Here is a 20,124-nt window from a genome sequence, read left to right as displayed (position 1 = left end):
TTATTTCAGGATTCCATTATGCTTATGGTAGAAAGATTTTTAGGAGGTTTTATAATGACTATTACGATTACAGCAAATTCCTTAGTTAAAGATATTGTGAATGAAGTACCAAAGACAAGTGATGTGTTCAAAAAATACCGCATCGATTTTTGCTGCGGCGGTAATATTCCACTTTCTCAAGCAGCCGGACATAATACGGATACCGTGATCGAAGAGTTAATGGTAGTTTGTGAAAAGAACCAGTCGCAAGAAACGAATCTTGAGGTATGGACCAACTCCGACTCCGACACCATTATTGATCACGTCATCAACCATTATCACCGGGCAACAGCAGAAGAATTAACGATGCTAAGCCCATATGTAACAAAGGTTTCCAAGGTTCATGGAACCAGCCACCCTGAACTATTGAAGGTTTATGAACTGTTCTATGAATTGAAAAAGGAATTGCTTGAGCATATGGCAAAAGAAGAGGAAGTAGTCTTCCCACTCATCAAAAAGCTTGCGAATGGGACGGTTGAAAATCGCGAAGAAGCGATTAACATGATTGTGGAACTAGAAAAGGAACATGACCATGCCGGCGCGATTATAAAAGAATTACGGAGCGTTACCTCCGACTTCTCACTGCCGCTCGATGCTTGCGGTACCTACACTTTGGTTTACAGACGTTTAGAAGAGCTTGAAGGATTGACCTTTATGCACGTTCATCTTGAAAATAACATTTTATTTCCAAGGTACTTCTAAAAAGAAACAGCCTGCTGATTTGAGCAGGCTGTTTCTTTATGTTATCCACCAATATAGGACATTTCAATTTTCTTGCGGTTTTTGGCTGTTTCGGCGGTTCGTTCGTCAGAATATCGGTCGCCGCGGCCGTTCCATATTCCGGTGATTCGAGCGGCGATTTCTTCATCGGTCGCGCCATTCCTCATGAAATTGCGGATATCATGGCCATTCCCGTTAAATAAACAGGTAAAAATTTGTCCATTTGCCGACAAGCGGGAACGGGTACAGCTGGAACAAAAGGATTCAGATACAGATGTAATAAACCCAACATTCACATCAGTATCTTTATAGCGATAATGCTTGGCTACTTCGCCAAAGTATGCCGGGCCAACAGGCTCCAGTTCAAAATGCTCCCTAAGCAGCTGATAGATTTCCTTTTTTGTAACCACATCATCCATTTTCCAGCCGTTTGTCGAACCGACATCCATATATTCGATGTACCGCAATTCCAAACCATTCTCTTTACAGAAGGTAGCCATCGGAATGATTTCGGAATCATTTAACCCTTTTTTCACAACCATGTTTAACTTGACGCCAAGCCCTGCCTGTTTGGCGGCTTCAATCCCTTCAAGCACCGGGCCTGTTCCGATTCCGCGTCCATTTATCTTTCCAAACAGTTCATCATCCAGACTATCTAGACTGATATTAACCCGCTTTAAGCCAGCATCTTTCAATTTCTGCGCCAATTTGGGAAGCAGAACGCCATTGGTTGTTAAGCCAATATCTTCGAGGCCTTCAATTATTGATAGCTTTTCAACTAATACCGGCAAGTCCTTGCGCAGCAGCGGCTCTCCCCCGGTCAGACGAATTTTCTTTACTCCAAGGTTTACAAATATGTTGGCAAGCCGTTCAATTTCCTCATATGTCAGCAGTGCACTTCGAGGAAGAAATTCAAAATCATTGCCAAATTGGTCCGCTGGCATGCAATATTGGCAGCGAAAATTACAGCGGTCTATGACTGAAATTCGCAGGTCACGCAGTGGTCTATTTAATTTATCGTTAATAATCGTTCTCTCCATTTGATCAACTCCATATATAGTAAAAGAAGTTATTTGTTTCTATTGTACCAGATGTCAGGATAAAAAGACTGTTACTTTATTCACTATTAAAATACTTTTTATCAAAACAATCGCAGGAAATAGCTGAATTTCTTGCCTTATTTTTCCTTCATAAGGAAAATTTTTGTAGTACTTGTCACAGTTTTTAAAAAATTGGGCGCTAGTTTTCACTATATTGTCATTGTTTACTCGGTTTCTTTCACAAATCTTAAGCTAAAATGTTACTAACAAACCAAATTGCAGGGACAAAACTTAACAATACGAGGTGGATACCATGACTGCGACAATGAAAACTACTCAGTCAATTGAAATAAAAGAATTATTAAAATTTGCTGACCGCAGATTTAAAAGTGAGCGAGGCAGATTTTTATTTCAAGAGGGAATGATTGCGGAAGAGCTTTATGTGATAATGTCGGGAAAGATTCAAATTAGCAAAATCACATCCGATGGTCGGGAGCTTTCGTTAAGAATTTGCGGTGAAAACGATATTTGCGGCGAGCTAACCCTGTTTACTGACAGCCCCAAATATCTATTAAGTGCCAAGATTCTCGAAGAGGGTGAAATTGTCGCGATTAAAAAAGATGTCATCGAGAGTGAAATTTTTCAAAACAGTAAGCTGGCGTTTGAATTCATGAAGTGGATGAGTGACCACTTCCGTAAAACACAGACAAAGTTCCGCGATCTTGTCCTTAATGGTAAACGCGGGGCACTTTTTTCAACTTTAATTAGAATGACGAATAGCTATGGTGTAGAAAAAAGTGAGGGAATCTTGATTGATTTGCCTTTGACCAATCAAGAGCTAGCAAACTTTTGCGGTACGTCCCGCGAAAGCACTAACCGGATTCTAAGTGAATTAAAGCGTGACAATATTATTTCAATGAAACGCGGCAAAATCACGATTCTGGATTTACAATATTTAAAAGATGAAATTGGCTGTGAAAATTGTTCAGCTATTTATTGCAATATTGAGTAGGACGGGGTCTCCCCCGTCTTTTATTTTTGGCGGGCAGCTGGATTCCGGCTGCCCTCTTTGTTATTGTTGTTCCTGTTTTTCTCTCATTGCCTTTGGAATATAAACACAGAATGGTTCGCTTTCCAAATAATCACCCGTCATCGCGTAGGCACGCGAACGTGAGCCCCCGCACACATTACGGAATTCACATACACCGCATTTTCCCTTGAATCCATCCGGATTACGCAGCGATTTGAAAATAGGTGATTCACGATAAATCTCCGCTAACGGAGTTTCCCGGACATTTCCTGCTTTAACCGGCAGCAGGCCGCTTGGATAGACATCTCCGATATGGGAGATAAACACAAACCCATTGCCGTCATTTACACCTTTAGGCGCACGTCCGAGACCATCAATCGAGCCCGTTAACCCTTTTTCAGTTAATGCGGACAAATAATTGATTTCGTCAGTTTGTGCTTTCGCTTCGCGCATTTTTTGCTGAATAACCACACGGCGGTAATGCATGGCCTCGGTTGTTTTAATGTCAAATGAAACCCGTTTGCTCAAATCATATAACCAGCGCAGTACTTTTTCATGCTCAACAGGTGAAATCATGTCAGTTACCTGACCTCTTCCGGTTGGAACAAGGAAGAATACGCTCCATAGCACACAATTCAAGTCCTCAACCATTTTGGCCATTTCTTCAAGATATTCAACATTGTATCTCGAGATAACGGTGTTGATTTGAATCGGCATATCCAATTCATGCAAAAATTTGATTCTTTCCACTGTCAGATCAAACGATCCCGCAGTACCACGGAAATGGTCATGCACCTCGGCTGTTGGCCCATCGATACTGAATGCCCAGCGGGAAAGGCCGACCTCTTTCGCCTTGCGCATGGCATCAATTGTTACATTTGGGGTTGCACTTGGGGTCATGGACACACGCACCCCTTTTGAGACCGCATATTTGGCAAGGTCAAAAATATCCTGCCTCATCAACGGGTCCCCACCGGTAAAAACAAGCATCGGATTATTCATATCATATATTTGATCAATTAAATGTTTACCTTCTTCAAAGGATAATTCCCTCGGGTCTCTTGCATACTGAGCATCGGCACGGCAATGCAGACACTTTAACTGACAGGCACGAGTAAGTTCCCATATCACAATAAACGGATCTTTATTAAAATCTCGGCTAAAATCCATCAGAAACGCCTCCTAAAACGATTATCTCAATCCCAATAGCCTAATTACCTAGTATTATAAAGGTGTTTATGTTGGAATAAAGTGAACTTCCTCACAACCTTGGGAATAGATATGGACGTTTTGTGGACAAAAAAAACAGCAAGAAAACTCCTGCTGTTTTTAAGAAATCGTAATTACTTCATATTTTGCGGCAAGATCAATAAAATCACCCATGCCGCTTATTTTTCCAACGGTTAGTTTTTCACTAACACCATAGTGATCGGCACAGGTTTTGCACGCTAAAATATCAACACCTTTTTCTTCCAGTTCCTTCAGATGGACAGAAATTAACGACTGCTCAGTCATGGTTAATACTCCACTGTTCATACAAAAAACAGCTGCCGGCAATTCCTCACGTTGTTTTAAAATCGTGAAAAATGTCTCGAGAACATTTTCCCCGAGTTCTTGGTCTCCTCTGCCTAGCTCGGTTGAACTTACCAAAATCACTTTATTTTTCATTATGCCCCAGCCCCCTTAACGGATGCCTAATGCAATTTTAGCATAGCGGGACATCATATCTTTATGCCAAGGCGGATTCCAAACGATATTAACATCAGTATCCTTAATTTCCGGGATATCAGCCAAGGCTCGCTTAACTTGATCCACAATGGTTCCAGCAAGTGGACAGCCCATCGCAGTTAATGTCATTGTGACGGTTACTATTCCCTCTTCATCCATATCAACATCATATACTAAGCCCAAATTAACAATATCTACCCCAAGTTCTGGGTCAATAACAAGCTCCAATGCGCCCATTATATTTTCTTTTAATTCTTCATTCATGTCAGTTTCACTCCCAAACAGGTTTATTGTTACCATTATAACAAAAGGAATTTCGAAAACCAGTATATCGCTTTTTAAAGCCAAATGAAGTGAATTTTTTTACAGTTTTCATATTAATTGTTAACATATTGATAATAAAAGTAATTCGCCAATGATTTTTATTGCTTCTACCTTCGGGAATATCAACTAAAGAGAGGGTTACTATGACAGAGAGACATTTAATTGCCTTGGATTTGGATGGAACACTATTAAAGGACGACAAGACAATTTCTGCAAAAAACAAGGACATGCTAAAAAAAGCAAAAGAACAAGGCCATATTGTTATGATTGCAACCGGAAGACCATACCGTTCCAGCGAAATGTACTACCGTGAATTGGAACTGGATACCCCGATTGTCAACTTTAACGGTGCATTCACCCATCACCCAAGGAACCCCAATTGGGGATATTTTCATGAGCCGCTGGATGTCAATGTCGCTAAAGACATTGTCGAGGCATGCAGGAGCTTTCAATTTCATAATATTATTGCTGAAGTGATCGATGATGTGTACTTCCATTATCATGACCAGAAGCTGTTGGATATTTTCAGTTTCGGGAATCCAAAAATTACCACAGGTGATCTGAGCAATTATTTGAAGGATTCACCTACCAGTATGCTTATTCATACTGAAGAAGACCAATTAAAGAAAATTCGCGATCATCTGTCAGAGGTCCATGCTGAAGTCATTGATCAGCGCAGTTGGGCGGCACCATGGCATGTTATTGAAATCATTAAGGCTGGATTAAATAAAGCCGTCGGTTTAAAAAAGGCGGCAGATTATTACGGCATCCCTAAGGAACGGGTCATAGCCTTCGGTGACGAGGACAATGATTTAGAAATGCTCGAATATGCCGGCCATGGAATTGCGATGGGGAATGGTATTGACCAGGTTAAAAATATTGCCAATGACGTCACCCTCACAAATGAAGAAGACGGCGTCGGTGCCTATTTGGCGGATTTGTTAAAATTATAAAGCGGAAGCGCCTTGACCAGGCGCTCCTCCTATAAGCTATCGCTTTTAGTGGTGCGATGATTATGCTGCCGAAGTTTTTCCTTATGTAGCTAGGCAGTAGTTAAAATTAAGGTTTAAAATTTGTCCATAGTTTACCTAAATCAACCCTTCAGAGATAGAGCATACTAGAGGATGAAGCAGCCAAGCTGTTTCAAATAGAGCTTTCTAGCATATTGGAGGGATTGTAATGGGTAAAAACAGATCTAGACGCTTTGTCCAGCAAGGAAAGGATTCGGTCAACAAGCACGCAGAACGGATCCCTTATCACATGACCTACGCTGAGGCGGAAGCTCAGAAGATGGCCAATGTACAAGACTCCTCGCTTGGAGGAATTTAACGATGGGTAACCGTTTATTCCAGGAAGCACGCAGATTTGTTGAATCGGCAGCTGCTGCCGGCCCAGAAGACCGCGAAATGGCCGTGGCAAAAGCAAAGAATGCCTTAAGCTCTGCCTTTGCCAACTCCACCCTCGCAGAGCAACGACAGCTCCATGAAATGCAACAGAAGCTTGATCAACTTACGTAAGAAAAGCGGAGGCATCTTTCATGATGCTTCCGCTTTTCTTTTTATGGCCTCCGCTCTAATACTACTGGATAGTGATTAACAATCTCTCCGTTTTTATTTTTTTGATAAAGAATCAACAGCAACGAGCCATTTTTCGGCACTGCTTCGGGAGGAACTTCAATATTCAACGAGAATGGCTCCCATTTTCCAACACCTTGAGCCCGAATCTGTTGTTCCTTGATATATTCGTTATGTCCATTTTCGACACTATAAAAGTAAGTGTCCGCACTAACTTCCCCGGAAACAACATACCTGCCATTTTTGCCTGATACCTTTACATGGCGAAAAGCTGGATTTTCTTCAGGAACCATCAGCTTTTGGATACTGGTCAGCTTATGTCGGTTATGAATTGGTTTCCCATTCATATTTATCGGCTTTAGTGAAACCGTGACCTGATATTCTCCTGGGGGAACCCTTTTCCCATCGGAATAATAATCCCATTTTTGAATGATAGTACGTGTATCCTGCGGTTTCAGGCTCAATGTTTGAAAAGCCTGTAAAAAGTAACGTCCTTTTGAATATACATGAACCTCCCTGCCACTACTATCAGAAATGGTGATTTCGAAAAGCTGAGAGGTAGGAAATTCAAAATGGAGCGGAAAATTTTCTTCATTCCTTAAGACCAGCTCCAGCTCTACACTTTCCGGTCCAACAATCGGGATGACAGTAAATTGATATTTTAATTTCTCCACCCCACTTTCTTCCGGCTTCGTCATCATCGGAATGACAAATAAAATCATAAGAATAAGTATTCGCATAAGGACCCCCGTTTTCCTTTAGTTTCTTCGGAAAAACCCATAAACGGCTGTAGTTTGGACAATATTTGTAAATGCCTTCGGATCCACTTCCTTGATGATGCGTTCTAAATCAAACAGTTCATACCGGGTAATAACAATCATCATGATATCTCTATTTTCATTAGAAAAGGCACCTCTACCCGGAATCATCGTAATCCCGCGAACCAACTTCTCATGAATCGCTCTTTTCAGCTCATCTGCTTTTTTGGTGATGATAAACGCCGTAAGTTTGGCATGGCTGGTGTGGATGGCGTCGACTACTCTTGTTGAGGTATAAAGAAAGACCAAGGTATAAAGCGCTTTTTCCCAGCCAAATAAGAACCCCGCTGTCAGGATAATCAGGCTATTTAACAGGAACATATACGGCCCGATTGGTTTATCCTTGATTCTTGATAACACCATTGCAATAATATCCAGACCACCCGTCGAGGCTCCCCACTTTAAGGTAAGTCCAATACCGACAGCAATAATGACACCGCCAAATACGGCATTTAATAAAATATCATGGGACAATTGTTTGACCGGAATGATTTCTAAAAATACTGAGGATAGTACGACAGAGATAAAACTGTAAATTGTGAACGATTTGCCGACCTTCAGCCAGCCGAGAATCGCTACCGGAATATTTAATAATAGCAAGAGCAGTCCCATTGACAGGTTCATCGGAGTGTAGTCGGTTAACACTTTGGACAGCAATTGGGCGATCCCAGTAAAACCGCTAGAATAAACGTTGGCCGGGATGAGAAATAAATTCATACCGACAGCTGTTAAAAAGGCACCGATGATGACAACGGCAATTTTTTTTATTTGCAGCCAAACCATGGGTAGTTCCCCCTTAATTATTGTATTTTTTTGGTGAAACCGATAAACTTAGAAAGTGAATATAGATTTTGAAAGCAGGTGAGCCTAATGCAGGTAAAAATACTGGCTGACAGCGCATGCGATTTACCGAAAAGTTTTTATGAAGAACAAAATGTAACACTGTTACCATTAAAAGTTCATCTTAAAGACCAAGAGTACGAGGATGTCAAAACGATTAATCCTAAAACTGTTTACGAAGCCATCCGCAGCGGCGAAGTCCCAAAAACATCGCAAGTCTCTCCGCTAATGTTTCAAGAAACTTTTACAAAAATGGCGGAAAACAATGAGGATGGAATTTACATAGCATTTTCATCAGAATTGTCCGGTACGTATTCCACCGCTGTTATGATTCTTGACCAAGTGAAGGAAAAATATCCAAATTTTAATTTAACCATCATTGACACTAAATGTGCTTCACTTGGCCAAGGCTTGATTGTGATGGAGGCAGCACGGCTTGCTGCGAATAATGTTCCAAAAGAGGAAATTGTAAAGGATGTTATGTTCCGGGCCCAACACATGGAGCATCTGTTTACAGTGGAGGATTTGGATTATTTGGCAAAGGGCGGCCGAGTCTCTAAAGCCTCAGCGTTTCTGGGCGGCTTATTAAATATTAAGCCGGTCCTAAATGTTGAGGATGGAAAGCTGGTCCCTATCGAAAAAATCCGTGGCAAGAAAAAGGTAATGCGCCGGATTATCGAGCTGATGAATGAGCGCGGGAACCGTCTTAATGAACAGGTGATCGCCATTAGCCATGCAGATACGGAAGAAACAGCGTCAGAAATGAAAGCGATGATTGAAGAAGAGTTTCATCCAAAAGAGGTCTATATCTCTCAAATTGGGTCAGCGGTCGGCAGCCATACAGGACCGGGTACCATTTCGATTTTCTTTTTAAACCAATTACCATAAATAAAAAAACAGAGCGAGGGCCGCTCTGTTTTTTACTTATGGTCAGTCTTTTTCGAGTATTGATTTTTGCCAGCCTGACGATTTTTTTCACGCATCATGTTTTTTTCATGTCGTAAGGCATTATTGTCTTGAGCTTTTTTATCATTATCAGAAGTGTGCGGCATTTTTCCATACTCCTTTCAATTGCTGTCACTCTAGTTTCTGCCAATTGAAAACGGACTATGTAACCAATTATTAATCTTTCTTTACATATGTCCAGAGGTCTTCCTGATACACTCTGCCTTCTTTCATTAGCTTTCCAAGGGCGCGTTTAAAGGCTCCCTTACTCAAACCAAATCGTTCCTGAATGTCATCCGCCATGCTTTTGTCACTGTACGGCATGGCACCGTTTCTGCTAAGGAGGTATTCGTAAATCCTTTCAGCGTCGACATCCTGTGCCTCCTGCTTTCTGCCAAGCAACGATACGTTAATGGTCCCGTCTTCTTTGACATCGATGACCCGTCCTTCGACCTTTTCACCGAGACGAGGCTCCTGCTTCCGCTGGGATTCGTGGATAAATCCTTTAAAGCCTTCAATCGTATAAATCCAACTGCCAACTTTGGCTGTCCGGTAAATATGCCCATGGACATTTTTATTAAATTCTTTACGGGTTGCTTTAGTCGAAATGGACTGAATGACAGGTTCAGTTGCCAGCCTTGCATACAACAGATTGCTGCGGTTTACCCTTAACGTGATATAAAGCAGGTCGTCTGGTTTTGGCCAAACAGACCGATGTGCTGGCAGATCGTCTGCTCCCAGCAAAATATCCTTTGTCAGGCCAATATTTAAAAAGACACCGATTTCCGGTTTGACATCTGTTACCTTCACCCACGCATAACGGTCAACAGATACTTCCGGGATAACTGTGGATGCAGCTGGGCGTCCTTCTGAATCAACAAAGATAAACACCTCGACCTGCTCGTTGTCTTCAAACTCTTGATCAGTCTCATTTTTATGTAATAAAACATCTTCATTGCCATCTGTTAAAAAATAGCCGAATGGAGCCTTGCGGGCAACCGTTAGAATGGTCGTTTTACCAATAAATTCATTTATAGCCATTTTGCTCTCTCCTTTTCGCGCTTCGGAGCTGTTACTTTCGAAGTTGTAATGGACTGCTATATTTTACTATAATAGTGCTATAAAGGGAAACTTTAGCAGATTATTAAGTTTTTGTGGAGGTTTGTTATGTCCAAAGATAGTTCATTTGATATTGTATCCAAAGTTGATTTTTCTGAAGTGTCAAATGCTGTAACACAAACGATGAAGGAAATTGGCACACGCTATGACTTTAAAGGCAGCAAAAGTGAGGTCACTCTTGAAAAGGAAGAGCTTGTTCTCGTTTCTGATGACGAATATAAAATGGACCAGTTAAAAGACGTTTTGCTTAGCAAGCTGATCAAACGCGGCGTGCCAGTGCGCAATCTTGATTACAGCAAAATTGAAAAGGCTTCCGGTGGTACTGTCCGGCAGCGGGCCAAGCTTGTTCAAGGGATTGATAAAGAAAACGCCAAAAAGATTAATACCATCATTAAAAACAGCGGTGTTAAGGTAAAGACCCAGGTCCAGGATGACCAAGTCCGCGTCAGCGGTAAAAGCCGCGATGACCTGCAAAAAATCATTTCTTTGGTACGGGAAGCCGACCTTACTGTTGATGTGCAGTTTATCAACTACCGCTAATAATTGTCGGGAAGGATTGGTCCTTCCCGACTATTTATTGGTTGTTTTGTCATCCGTTTACAACTGACCCGCCATTTACATGAATCATTTGGCCGCTTATGTAGGAGGAATCCTCAGAGGCCAGAAATACATAGCTCGGAGCAAGCTCAGACGGTTGACCGGCTCGTCCCATTTCCGTATCTGATCCAAAAGTTGCAACCTGGTCAGCTGAAAAAGTTGACGGAATGAGCGGAGTCCAGATTGGCCCTGGTGCAACACCGTTTACACGGATTCCCTGCGGTGCCAGTGAAAGCGCGAGTGAACGAGTAAAAGTAACAATTGCTCCCTTGGTTGCAGAGTAATCCAGTAATTGTTCATTTCCTTTATAAGCCGTAATCGATGCGGTATTGATAATTGATGCGCCTTTCTTTAAAAAAGGCAGCGCCATTTTCGTCATATAGAAAAAGGAAAAAATATTAGTCCGAAATGTTTTTTCCAGTTGGGCTGATGTTATATTTAAAATACTTGGCTGTGGATGCTGTTCAGCGGCATTGTTTACTAGAATATCAAGTCTGCCGAATTGATCCATCGTTTTATTCACAACTTCTTTGCAAAATTCCTCAGAACCCACGTCCCCCGAAAACAGAAGACATCTTCGGCCTTCACCTTCAATCAAGTTCTTTGTTTCCTCTGCATCCCTATGTTCATTTAGGTATGCAATAGCCACATCTGCCCCTTCTTTTGCAAAATAAATGGCAACTGCTTTGCCAATTCCGCTGTCACCGCCGGTGATGATGGCCGTTTTTCCAGTTAATTTCCCAGCAGGTTTATAGTTTGGGGCGATTGAGTTCGGCCTTGGATTCATTTCACTTTCAGTTCCAGGCTGATGATTTTGATGCTGCGGCGGGAAGGTTTGCTTTTGCTGCTTTTGGGAACTGCTCATTTTTTATACCTCCAACAATATAGTTCTTTATTAGTCTTAGAAAAATGAGACAAATTATCATAAAAAACGCACCGGGTTCTTAAACTAAAGGGTTCACTTTAGAGGTGCATGACCTTGTTTTGGCATAGCAAGTGCCAGAGAATATGACAACAAAATAACATAGAAAAGAGTGCTTTTTTGAATCGAAATGGCACTCTTTTTTAGGATGTTTTAGCAAACTTTGGTGTTTTGAAGTAGTGAATTGGGCACGTTTTTTTCCAAGATTTCTTCATTTCGGTAGCTAAGACCCTCTCTTGGCGACCGAACTCACTGGATTTTCACTATTTCGGTAGCCAAGACACTCTATTGGCGACCGAGCTCACTGGAGTTTCACTATTTCGGTAGCTAAGACCCTCTATTGGCGACCGAGCTCACTGGAGTTTCACTATTTCGGTAGCTAAGACACTCTATTGGCGACCGAACTCACTCGGTGTTTTCTATTTCGGTAGCTAAGATCCTCTATTGGCGACCGAACTCACTGGAGTTTCACTATTTCGGTAGCTAAGATCCTCTATTGGCGACCGAACTCACTGGGTGTTCATTATTTCGGTAGCCAAGACCCTCTATTGGCGACCGAGCTCACTGGAGTTTCACCATTTCGGTAGCTAAGACCCTCTATTGGCGACCGAACTCACTGGGTGTTCATTATTTCGGTAGCTAAGGCCCTCTATTGGCGATCGAGCTCACTGGAGTTTCACCATTTCGGTAGCCAAGACCCTCTATTGGCGACCGAACTCACTGGGTGTTCATTATTTCGGTAGCTAAGGCCCTCTATTGGCGACCGAGCTCACTGGAGTTTCACCATTTCGGTAGCCAAGACCCTCTATTGGCGACCGAACTCACTGGAGTTTCACCATTTCGGTAGCTAAGACCCTCTATTGGCGACCCAACTTACTGGAGTTTCTCCATTTCGGTAGCCAAAGACTCCCCAACTGGCACCGGTTCTAGCATTAAAAATGGCATTTAATTTGACATTAATTTTACGTTGTACAATAAGTATTGTCCCTTGCTATTTAACTTATTTAATACCCTGTTAATCCTTCTTGAAACACCCTCTAAACCCTTGGTACGACAACAAAAATGGCATACGTCAATTCGTATGCCATTTCGTGTGTCAATTTGTCTTCGTGCATCCTTTAAGTGAACCCTATAGTTCTTAAACCCGATGCGCTGCTATTTATTTTACGATATTCCTTTTGCTTCGTTTAATAATCAGGATCAGAAACACCAAAATTAACAACACCGATACACCTACTGCTGTAATTAACGGCAGGTTTAAACCTGATCTTTCGGCCAGGACATAGATTTCCGAATTATCACGGTCGATGATGATATTGTACTGGTCTTCATGACTGCGGACCATGTCGCCGGCCAGCAAGCCGCGCAGCTCTTTCCCGCCTTCAAGCTGGTCGCTGGTTAAGGTAACCTTCTGTGACTCCCTTGTGTTATTGATGGCAATTATTGAGGTTTCCCCTTGATACACACGCTTATAAACCGCCATACCCTCTTTGTCATACAGCATTTCCATTGTTCCGCGGGTTAAAGAAGGCAGCTTGCTCCTTAATTCTCCCAACTTAGTGATATATTCCATAAGTTCCTTTTCAGAGCGGAAACTCATCAGCTTTCGGTTATCCGGGGTGTCGCCGCCATTTAACGCAATTTCCGTTCCGTAATAAACAACCGGAACACCTGGTGTAGTATAAAGATAGGTTAATGCTGTCTTCCAGCGCGAACCGGGAAACTGGCGTTCATCTACAATATCCTTCGTGAATCTTGGTGTGAATTCATTGTCAAAAAAGTTGGTTGGCAGCCTAGTTTCTTGGTTTGTTTTTAGAGATTGGAATGAAGTATTCGTATTGGCAAAAACCTTTCTCAGGTTCTCACTGTGCCCGTAGTCGAATAAACTGTCAATTCCTGCAGACTCGTATTGTTCCCAATCGATTTCCCTTTTTTCAGCAGGAACTCCGACAAGGAAAAAGTCGCTCTTCTCTTTTTTGACTTCGGCCGAAAACTCACGCCAAAAGCTGACTGGAACACGATTGACTTCAGGAAGACTATAGCCGTCGATATCGGTTTTATTAATCCACCATTTTGCCGCGTCTATTAAATAATTTTTCACTTCAGGGTTATCCTGATTAAGATCGGGCAGCCCATCAACCCAAGCATTCTCTAACTCCTGTTGAGTCTTACGATGAAACCAGTCTTGCTTGCTTGAATCTTTCACCCATTCGTGGGTTTCTGCCACATTATTCGTAACAAAATCGATAAACACCTTCATGTTCCGCTTATGTGCTTCCTTTACCAACTGCTGAAATTGCTTCATTGTGCCAAAATGCTCATCCACTTTATAGAAATCCTCTACCCAGTAGCCATGGTAGCCCTTTGGGGCATTGTCGAACAAGGGTGTCAATCGAATGGCCGAAAAGCCCATATCATGTATGTAGTCCAATTCCTCAATGATTCCCTGTATATCCCCACCGTTATAGGTTAAAGGATCATTGGCGTTAACATCAAGATCATTGCTGGTATCTCCATTATTAAACCGGTCCACTACAATCGAATAAATCGTTTCATCCTGCCAGTTTACAGCCTCTTTTTCTGCTGCGCCGGCAGGGAGCGGTAAACATAAACACACGGCTATCAAAATCGGGATTATTTTTCTCATAAAATTCCTCCTCAGAAAAAAGCACGGGTTGAGGGCCCGGCCTATACTCATTTTAATCCAAGGTTGTTTTTTATTCCAACTTTTATCATCATTTCCCGATTTACTCTGATAAACTTATTCGCCCATTCTATATAGGCGAATAAAGGAATTTTTGTGTCAAATAGCATGGAGGAGAATATCCTTAAGTAAGGGAAATAATATGTTCTTTTCTGAAAGAGGGTCATTTGGGGCGTATGGTCAACAATGCTATACATAGTTTTTTAAAATAATTGGGTTATAAAAATCTATGAAGATGTCTAAAAAGAAAAATGAAAGCATCTGCCACGGAGGTTAGCGATGAATCGACAGCAACGAATCCACCTATACGATATTCAAAAGAGAGCTTATACTGAAGGGTCTGTTGAACATATAAATGATCAATGGATATTTTTTGATGAGGAAACAGAAGAGGCATCGATGCTGGATGAATATCTTCACCAGGAAATCGAAGTCTTTCGAATGAACCGCTGGAAAAAAGGAATATTGCAAGAACCGGGAAAAATCCGAGTCGGCAATGAAGTAACCATGCTGAGAGACCAGGATCTCGTAAGAATTAGGAAGCACTTGATTTATTCGCTTGAGAGACTCCTAGATGGAATTAATGATGATGCCTTTTTCCAATTTATCACTACATTAAATTCATTAAATTTTTCCATCTATGACTGTATATACTGCTATAATCATTTATCCTTTCTTTCGGATGAAAACCGAAAAGATGGTGTAAACTTTATGGTGTTTGATAATCAGGAACAGATTTGCAGCGTCCAGCACCACTTTTGCTACTTTGAAAAAATCAACGATCGCTTTGAATTCACCTTAAATACTGGCAAAAGATTAATCATTGAAAAAATGATTTCGTAGTTAAAAGACTCAGGGTCCCTGAGTCTTTTTAATTTCCGATATATTTGGCATGTAAAGTTTTCGCGGTGACAATATCATTTGTGCCGTGAATTAATACCCGAGCGTCTTTAAACACCGTTACAGACAGACCCTCTTCGGGTGCAAAGCGCAGCAAAAATTCATTCACCGCCACTCGTCCGCTTTTTTTCAATGCTTCACCAAGCTTATGTAAATCCAATTCTTGCTTATTCCTTGGAATGATTTGGACAGTATCTCTCCCGCACAAAGTAGTATAAGCCATCTGTAAATTAGAGGAGCGGTCCAGAAAATCGAATTGTCTCTTTACACATGCAGGACATTGTGGGTTTCTGCCTTGTGAAATATCCATCTGCATCGATGTGCCATCCCAAATATCGATTTGCTCGAGGTTAGGCGTTGTTTCCCCGTTTCCCACCAATAATTTAATAGTTTCCATCACCTGAAAGGAGCCAATAATATCGGTTAATGGTGACAGAACCCCAACGGTATCACAGGTTTCACCAGTACCAGCAGGAACATGTGGAAATAAGCAGCGATAACAAGGTGTGCTGCCTGGTTTAAATACGGCGAACATCCCCCTCGAGCTAACCGCGGCACCGTGGACCCACGGAATCCCGAATTTAACAGCAACATCATTGATTAAGAAACGAGTCATAAAATTATCGGTACCGTCGATAATCACATCAAAATCTTTTAAAAGATCTTCAGCATTGTCAAGGTTTAAATCGGCGATCACACCATCCACTTCAACTTCGGAATTGATTTTATTTAATCGCTTTTGGGCTGCGACCACTTTTGGAAGGTTAACGGCGGCATCGTCCTCGTCATACAATGTCTGCCGCTGCAAGTTTGATAACTCCACTAAGTCCCTGTCAATTAACCTGATATAGCCTACACCTGACCGGACAAGGTGATTGGCAATAACGGTCCCTAGGGCCCCGGCACCAACAACCGCCACTCGAGCCTTTAACAGCCTCTTTTGCCCGTCTTCACCAATTTTCGCAAACAACATTTGCCTTGAATACCGTTCCAAGTTGCTCATACAAAACCTCTTTCCTGTCAACATGTATTTATATCTTACCAGATTTCTTCCTAAAATTTTAATTTTAAAAAAATTATAATAATGATATAATCAAAATTAGGTTTATAGTTATTTTATGGCAAATCTCTTACTTATTTAACATATTTAGAAGAGATTAGTATAAACAAAGAAAGAGGGGAATTGTATTGAATCTTGGCGGCTTTAAAAACAAGGAAGTAGTAGTTGATTTAACATCTGGCAGTATTGATTACCGGTCAATCAATGAAGAGGATGCAAAAAAGTACATCGGCGGCCGTGGACTTGGAGTTAAGTATGTTTTAGATAACGGCCCTGAAGTGGAACCGCTTTCTCCAGAAAATCTATTGTGCATCATGACTGGTCCAGTTACTGGTTCTCGTTCCTCGATGAGCGGACGGCTTTGTGTTGTCACGAAATCACCGCTTACTGGAACAGTTACTGATTCCCATATGGGAGGTTGGACTGCTGCCCGTCTTAAGTGGGCAGGGATCGATAACATCCTCGTAAAAGGAAAAAGTGATAAGCCGGTCTATTTGTACATTGAAAACGGCAAAGCCGAGCTCCGCGATGCCTCCGGCCATTGGGGAACTAGCACAAGAGCATTTATTAAAGCGATGAAGGATGAATATGGCGAGAAAGACCTAAGTGTGATGACCATTGGTCAGGCCGGGGAAAATACGGTTCGCTTCGCTTCTTTCATCAACGAGCATGACCGTGCCGCAGGCCGCGGCGGTACTGCTGCAGTTGCCGGCTACAAGAAATTAAAGGCCATTGTTATCAAGGCTGAACAAAAAGGCAACATGCCTGTGGCCAAATTGGAAAACGAATATAAAGAAGCTAACAAAAAAGCGGTTAAGGCGATTCTTGATGGCGGTTTGACAGCACCAAACAAAGGCGGTCTATCTGTTTACGGAACAAACGTTTTAACTAACCTAATAAATGAAGTAGGCGCTCTTCCAACGAAGAACTCACAATTTACTCATTGGGAGCATGCAGAAAAGCACAGCGGTGAATATGTGAATACTCACCTGCGTGTAGCGAATAACACCTGTCATGCCTGTCCGGTTGGCTGTAAAATCGAAGTCGAAGTGAAAGACGGCAAATACAAAACCCGTGTGGAAAGCATCGAGTTCGAATCAGCCTGGTCACTTGGCTCAAACTGTTTATTAAGTGATGCCGAGGCGATTTCTTATCTGATTGACCGCTGCAACGAGTATGGTATTGATACGATTGAACTTGGCCATGCTTTCTCTGTGACAATGGAAGCTTATGAAAAAGGGCTTATTTCGGAAGAGTTAATCTGGGGCGATTCTGATTCGATGATCGAATTGACTAGAAAAATTGCTTATCGCGAAGGCTTTGGCGGCGTTCTTGCTGAAGGTCCAGCCCGGGCTACAGCCTCTTGGGGTGCACCGGAATTGTCCATGTCCGTTAAGGGACAATCGATTCCTGCCTATGACCCGCGTGGAATTCAGGGTATTGGGCTTGGCTATGCAACCAGCAACCGTGGTGCCTGCCACTTGCGCGGTTATACAGTAGCCAGTGAAATTGCCGGCATTCCTGAACCGACTGACCGATTAAAGCCAGAAGGAAAAGGACAATTATTAAAGGTATTCCAAGATATGCTAGCTTTCTCTGATTCAATGAATATTTGTAAGTTCTCTTCCTTCTCTGAAAACGCCGAGCACTATGCGGAGCAATATAGCGCCATGACGGGCATCCCGATGACAGCAGAGGATGTCATGCTTGCTGGAGAAAGAATATATAATCTAGAGCGCTACTACAATAATCTTGCCGGTTTCAGCCAGCGTGAGGACGACTTCCTTCCGAAGCGCTTTACTGAGGAGCCAGCATCCGGGAACAGTGCCGGATCTGTCAGCCGCATGGATATTATGCTAGAAGAATACTATCAAGTCCGAGGCTGGGAAGACGGGCTTGTGCCTGAGGCTAAGCTTCGTGAATTAGGGATAATTGACCCTGAAGTTAAACAAACAGTTTAATCTTGTAAAAAGGCTTCGGCGATTATACGCCGAAGCCTTTTTAGCCACCAATTCTGGTAGTTTTATAACGATAGTTTTTGATAATTTCATTTAATAATTGGTCGTTTTCCGCATGAAACCGAATTCTTACGGCATTTACCTTGAAACTGGCTGTAAAGGCGATCTCCTCTTCAGCAAGTAATTCCCCGCTCCAGCCTTCCGCTTCAAAAACATAAGGCAAAGTCTCCGTTTTCCTTTTGGCTCCCAGTTCTTCAAAATACATTCCAAGATGTTCAATCCTGATTCCCCGAAACTCCAAAACTTTATGTACCATATCACCCACCAGCAACTGGCGGAAACAAGGCAAATTGGTCAGTGTCCGCTACCACCGTCTCTAAATCGTCAAGATGAATGATATTTTTCCCATTTACATATACATGAACAAAAGGAAGCAATTCCTTTTCCGCTGTAAAAATTTCATCCCTCATTGCCGGAAACATTTCCACCATTTTATCTAAAACATCTATGACCCGTTCGCCATCTGGCAGAACCTCAACTGTAACCCCGCCACAAATTTCTCTGAGGTTTGCAAACACCTTAACAATCATATTCTATACTCCCTCCCTCTCTATCTCAATCTTAAAACCTAAAGCGGAAATTGTCAGCAAATTTAAATAAAAAGCTGCCGGAAACATCTTCCGACAGCTAAAGAAAGGAAAAGGATTACGGATTCATAATCGACATTGGCAATTGAACAAAGCCAAGGTATAAGACAAGGACCCAAGCAACAGCAAACTGAATCCAAAATACGGACGTTCTACGTTTATTGGCAATGCGACCCAGGATCATTTCGAATAATCCGATAATCCATAGACCCACGATGGCCTTAAGTATGTATAGGACACTAATTTTTGTAAGTACGAATAGAAGCCCAATACCTGTTGCGATAATTAATAAATATAACACCCTTAGTATCATTTTAACAATTTTTGCGCCCTTTTCTTTTCCACTGGATTGTAAACCAATGGCAACGAAAAATAAAATGAGCGCCAAAAACCAAGCAGTAACATGACCATGAATCATTTATTTGCCTCCTAAAACATTATTCGAAACTATCATACCATAGGCTGTAAAAAAACACGAAGAAAAGGGAGGCGAAAATAGTAACCAACATATTTATATTAGATTCCTAAAACCGATAGATCACTTTTGTTTGGGCGAATGTTTCACATTATATCCGCCCAAACATAAGATATTAAGAAACTAATTAAGAGGGTGATGTTGATGCCGGCAATTGTTGGAGTTGCCCAAGTCATTACTTTGGGAAACAGCTCTGTGTTTCACATTGGGGATGTTTATAAAATTATGCCATTTGCCGCCGCTAAAACATTCTCCGGAGCGGGCTCCTTTAATACGGGGGAGCGGCTTGATGTTCATAATAGGCTGAGCAGCACAAATACCTACGATCCAGACACGATTGATCAGGCAATTTCCTTTAATATGTAAGGAATGGTGGTTACCATGAATTTCTATATTCAGCAAAACATTCAGATAAATTTTATAAAAATCGGCGGTATTACCAATTCCTCAGTTTTGCAGATTGGCAGTGCTGGAATCATAAAGCCAATGGCTTATTTATCCAATATCGGCGGCTTTACACAGCCAGCACCTGCCGCAATTAAGCCGGGGGAAGTCTCAAGCCCAGTCACTTCAGAACAGATTCTTGCTCCAGCTGTACCGCTGCAAGCACCGGTCCAATAAACCAACATAAAGGATCACAATAAACCAGCCATCTTACAAAATATTTAGCCCGAAACATGCATA

25 protein-coding genes are annotated in these 20,124 nt (G+C 41.9%); 11 read left to right on the top strand and 14 right to left on the bottom strand.

Annotation, left to right across the window (positions count from 1 at the left end; translation table 11 throughout):
• Window positions 1-54: 54 nt before the first annotated feature.
• Window positions 55-741 (top strand): iron-sulfur cluster repair di-iron protein, encoded by a 687-nt coding sequence (gene ric, locus ACZ43M_RS08510; RefSeq protein WP_464506975.1) that lies wholly within the window; start codon window positions 55-57, stop codon window positions 739-741.
• 41 nt (window positions 742-782) lie between these two features.
• On the opposite strand, the gene moaA is transcribed toward ric, so the two are convergent.
• Window positions 783-1,799, bottom strand: coding sequence for a GTP 3',8-cyclase MoaA (gene moaA, locus ACZ43M_RS08505; protein WP_464506974.1), 1,017 nt, complete (start codon window positions 1,797-1,799; stop codon window positions 783-785).
• A 313-nt stretch (window positions 1,800-2,112) separates the two neighbouring features.
• Here moaA and ACZ43M_RS08500 point away from each other — a divergent pair, with 313 nt between their 5' ends.
• Window positions 2,113-2,811, top strand: a complete 699-nt coding sequence (locus ACZ43M_RS08500; RefSeq protein ID WP_464506973.1) for a Crp/Fnr family transcriptional regulator — start codon at window positions 2,113-2,115, stop codon at window positions 2,809-2,811.
• Window positions 2,812-2,871: 60 nt separating this feature from the next.
• On the opposite strand, the gene ACZ43M_RS08495 is transcribed toward ACZ43M_RS08500, so the two are convergent.
• From ACZ43M_RS08495 to ACZ43M_RS08485, 3 genes are all read right to left on the bottom strand, one after another.
• The gene (locus ACZ43M_RS08495; RefSeq protein ID WP_464506972.1) at window positions 2,872-3,999 is read right to left on the bottom strand and encodes a TIGR04053 family radical SAM/SPASM domain-containing protein; all 1,128 of its coding nucleotides are present in this window, start codon (window positions 3,997-3,999) and stop codon (window positions 2,872-2,874) included.
• A 159-nt stretch (window positions 4,000-4,158) separates the two neighbouring features.
• Window positions 4,159-4,497 carry a DsrE family protein gene (locus ACZ43M_RS08490; RefSeq protein ID WP_464506971.1) on the bottom strand — a complete coding sequence of 113 codons (339 nt, stop codon included), beginning with the start codon at window positions 4,495-4,497 and terminating at the stop codon, window positions 4,159-4,161.
• A gap of 15 nt (window positions 4,498-4,512) precedes the next feature.
• Window positions 4,513-4,821 carry a metal-sulfur cluster assembly factor gene (locus ACZ43M_RS08485; protein ID WP_464506970.1) on the bottom strand — a complete coding sequence of 103 codons (309 nt, stop codon included), beginning with the start codon at window positions 4,819-4,821 and terminating at the stop codon, window positions 4,513-4,515.
• 203 nt (window positions 4,822-5,024) lie between these two features.
• Here ACZ43M_RS08485 and ACZ43M_RS08480 point away from each other — a divergent pair, with 203 nt between their 5' ends.
• The 3 genes from ACZ43M_RS08480 (at window position 5,025) to ACZ43M_RS08470 (ending at window position 6,398) form a co-directional block, all read left to right on the top strand.
• On the top strand, window positions 5,025-5,834 hold the full coding sequence (locus tag ACZ43M_RS08480) for a Cof-type HAD-IIB family hydrolase (RefSeq protein ID WP_464506969.1): 810 nt from the start codon (window positions 5,025-5,027) through the stop codon (window positions 5,832-5,834).
• A 226-nt stretch (window positions 5,835-6,060) separates the two neighbouring features.
• A complete protein-coding gene (locus tag ACZ43M_RS08475; RefSeq protein WP_464506968.1) occupies window positions 6,061-6,210 on the top strand; it encodes a hypothetical protein in 150 nt (49 codons plus the stop codon).
• 2 nt (window positions 6,211-6,212) lie between these two features.
• Window positions 6,213-6,398: a DUF3813 domain-containing protein gene (locus ACZ43M_RS08470; protein WP_464506967.1), complete on the top strand. Its 186-nt coding sequence runs from the start codon at window positions 6,213-6,215 to the stop codon at window positions 6,396-6,398.
• A 41-nt stretch (window positions 6,399-6,439) separates the two neighbouring features.
• On the opposite strand, the gene ACZ43M_RS08465 is transcribed toward ACZ43M_RS08470, so the two are convergent.
• Complete coding sequence (locus ACZ43M_RS08465) at window positions 6,440-7,195, bottom strand: BsuPI-related putative proteinase inhibitor (RefSeq protein ID WP_464506966.1); 756 nt, start codon at window positions 7,193-7,195, stop codon at window positions 6,440-6,442.
• An 18-nt stretch (window positions 7,196-7,213) separates the two neighbouring features.
• Entirely contained in the window at window positions 7,214-8,056 is an 843-nt protein-coding gene (locus tag ACZ43M_RS08460; protein WP_464506965.1) for a YitT family protein, read from the bottom strand.
• An 87-nt stretch (window positions 8,057-8,143) separates the two neighbouring features.
• Between ACZ43M_RS08460 and ACZ43M_RS08455 the strand changes: the two genes are divergently transcribed.
• Window positions 8,144-9,001, top strand: a complete 858-nt coding sequence (locus ACZ43M_RS08455) for a DegV family protein (RefSeq protein WP_464506964.1) — start codon at window positions 8,144-8,146, stop codon at window positions 8,999-9,001.
• A gap of 32 nt (window positions 9,002-9,033) precedes the next feature.
• On the opposite strand, the gene ACZ43M_RS08450 is transcribed toward ACZ43M_RS08455, so the two are convergent.
• Both ACZ43M_RS08450 and ACZ43M_RS08445 read right to left on the bottom strand, forming a co-directional pair.
• Window positions 9,034-9,165, bottom strand: coding sequence for a DUF3941 domain-containing protein (locus ACZ43M_RS08450; RefSeq protein WP_081810752.1), 132 nt, complete (start codon window positions 9,163-9,165; stop codon window positions 9,034-9,036).
• Between the two features lie 70 nt (window positions 9,166-9,235).
• Entirely contained in the window at window positions 9,236-10,099 is an 864-nt protein-coding gene (locus tag ACZ43M_RS08445; RefSeq protein ID WP_464506963.1) for a CvfB family protein, read from the bottom strand.
• 126 nt (window positions 10,100-10,225) lie between these two features.
• On the opposite strand from ACZ43M_RS08445, the gene ACZ43M_RS08440 reads away from it, so the two are divergent.
• Complete coding sequence (locus tag ACZ43M_RS08440; protein ID WP_464506962.1) at window positions 10,226-10,717, top strand: YajQ family cyclic di-GMP-binding protein; 492 nt, start codon at window positions 10,226-10,228, stop codon at window positions 10,715-10,717.
• Between the two features lie 49 nt (window positions 10,718-10,766).
• Here the strand turns inward: ACZ43M_RS08440 and ACZ43M_RS08435 are convergent, their stop codons facing one another.
• Together ACZ43M_RS08435 and ACZ43M_RS08430 are read right to left on the bottom strand one after the other, a co-directional pair.
• A complete protein-coding gene (locus ACZ43M_RS08435) occupies window positions 10,767-11,639 on the bottom strand; it encodes an SDR family oxidoreductase (RefSeq protein ID WP_464506961.1) in 873 nt (290 codons plus the stop codon).
• A 1,216-nt stretch (window positions 11,640-12,855) separates the two neighbouring features.
• Window positions 12,856-14,343, bottom strand: coding sequence for an alpha-amylase family glycosyl hydrolase (locus tag ACZ43M_RS08430; RefSeq protein WP_464506960.1), 1,488 nt, complete (start codon window positions 14,341-14,343; stop codon window positions 12,856-12,858).
• 336 nt (window positions 14,344-14,679) lie between these two features.
• On the opposite strand from ACZ43M_RS08430, the gene ACZ43M_RS08425 reads away from it, so the two are divergent.
• The gene (locus ACZ43M_RS08425) at window positions 14,680-15,243 is read left to right on the top strand and encodes a DUF2777 domain-containing protein (RefSeq protein ID WP_464506959.1); all 564 of its coding nucleotides are present in this window, start codon (window positions 14,680-14,682) and stop codon (window positions 15,241-15,243) included.
• A 28-nt stretch (window positions 15,244-15,271) separates the two neighbouring features.
• On the opposite strand, the gene ACZ43M_RS08420 is transcribed toward ACZ43M_RS08425, so the two are convergent.
• On the bottom strand, window positions 15,272-16,303 hold the full coding sequence (locus ACZ43M_RS08420) for a ThiF family adenylyltransferase (RefSeq protein ID WP_464506958.1): 1,032 nt from the start codon (window positions 16,301-16,303) through the stop codon (window positions 15,272-15,274).
• Between the two features lie 185 nt (window positions 16,304-16,488).
• Between ACZ43M_RS08420 and ACZ43M_RS08415 the strand changes: the two genes are divergently transcribed.
• Window positions 16,489-18,321, top strand: coding sequence for an aldehyde ferredoxin oxidoreductase family protein (locus tag ACZ43M_RS08415; RefSeq protein ID WP_464506957.1), 1,833 nt, complete (start codon window positions 16,489-16,491; stop codon window positions 18,319-18,321).
• A gap of 40 nt (window positions 18,322-18,361) precedes the next feature.
• Here the strand turns inward: ACZ43M_RS08415 and ACZ43M_RS08410 are convergent, their stop codons facing one another.
• From ACZ43M_RS08410 to ACZ43M_RS08400, 3 genes are all read right to left on the bottom strand, one after another.
• Window positions 18,362-18,634, bottom strand: a complete 273-nt coding sequence (locus ACZ43M_RS08410; RefSeq protein ID WP_464506956.1) for a MoaD-like domain-containing protein — start codon at window positions 18,632-18,634, stop codon at window positions 18,362-18,364.
• A 1-nt stretch (window position 18,635) separates the two neighbouring features.
• Window positions 18,636-18,908: a ubiquitin-like small modifier protein 1 gene (locus ACZ43M_RS08405; RefSeq protein WP_464506955.1), complete on the bottom strand. Its 273-nt coding sequence runs from the start codon at window positions 18,906-18,908 to the stop codon at window positions 18,636-18,638.
• Window positions 18,909-19,023: 115 nt separating this feature from the next.
• Entirely contained in the window at window positions 19,024-19,383 is a 360-nt protein-coding gene (locus ACZ43M_RS08400; RefSeq protein ID WP_464506954.1) for a YisL family protein, read from the bottom strand.
• A 201-nt stretch (window positions 19,384-19,584) separates the two neighbouring features.
• Here ACZ43M_RS08400 and ACZ43M_RS08395 point away from each other — a divergent pair, with 201 nt between their 5' ends.
• Together ACZ43M_RS08395 and ACZ43M_RS08390 are read left to right on the top strand one after the other, a co-directional pair.
• Window positions 19,585-19,806 carry a spore germination protein gene (locus tag ACZ43M_RS08395; RefSeq protein ID WP_464506953.1) on the top strand — a complete coding sequence of 74 codons (222 nt, stop codon included), beginning with the start codon at window positions 19,585-19,587 and terminating at the stop codon, window positions 19,804-19,806.
• A gap of 15 nt (window positions 19,807-19,821) precedes the next feature.
• Window positions 19,822-20,061, top strand: coding sequence for a spore germination protein GerPB (locus tag ACZ43M_RS08390; RefSeq protein ID WP_464506952.1), 240 nt, complete (start codon window positions 19,822-19,824; stop codon window positions 20,059-20,061).
• Window positions 20,062-20,124: the final 63 nt, after the last annotated feature.

Source organism: Neobacillus sp. B24 (assembly GCF_055381825.1).
Note: the sequence above shows the minus strand (reverse complement) of the source record. Positions and strands in the feature narration are given on the sequence as shown.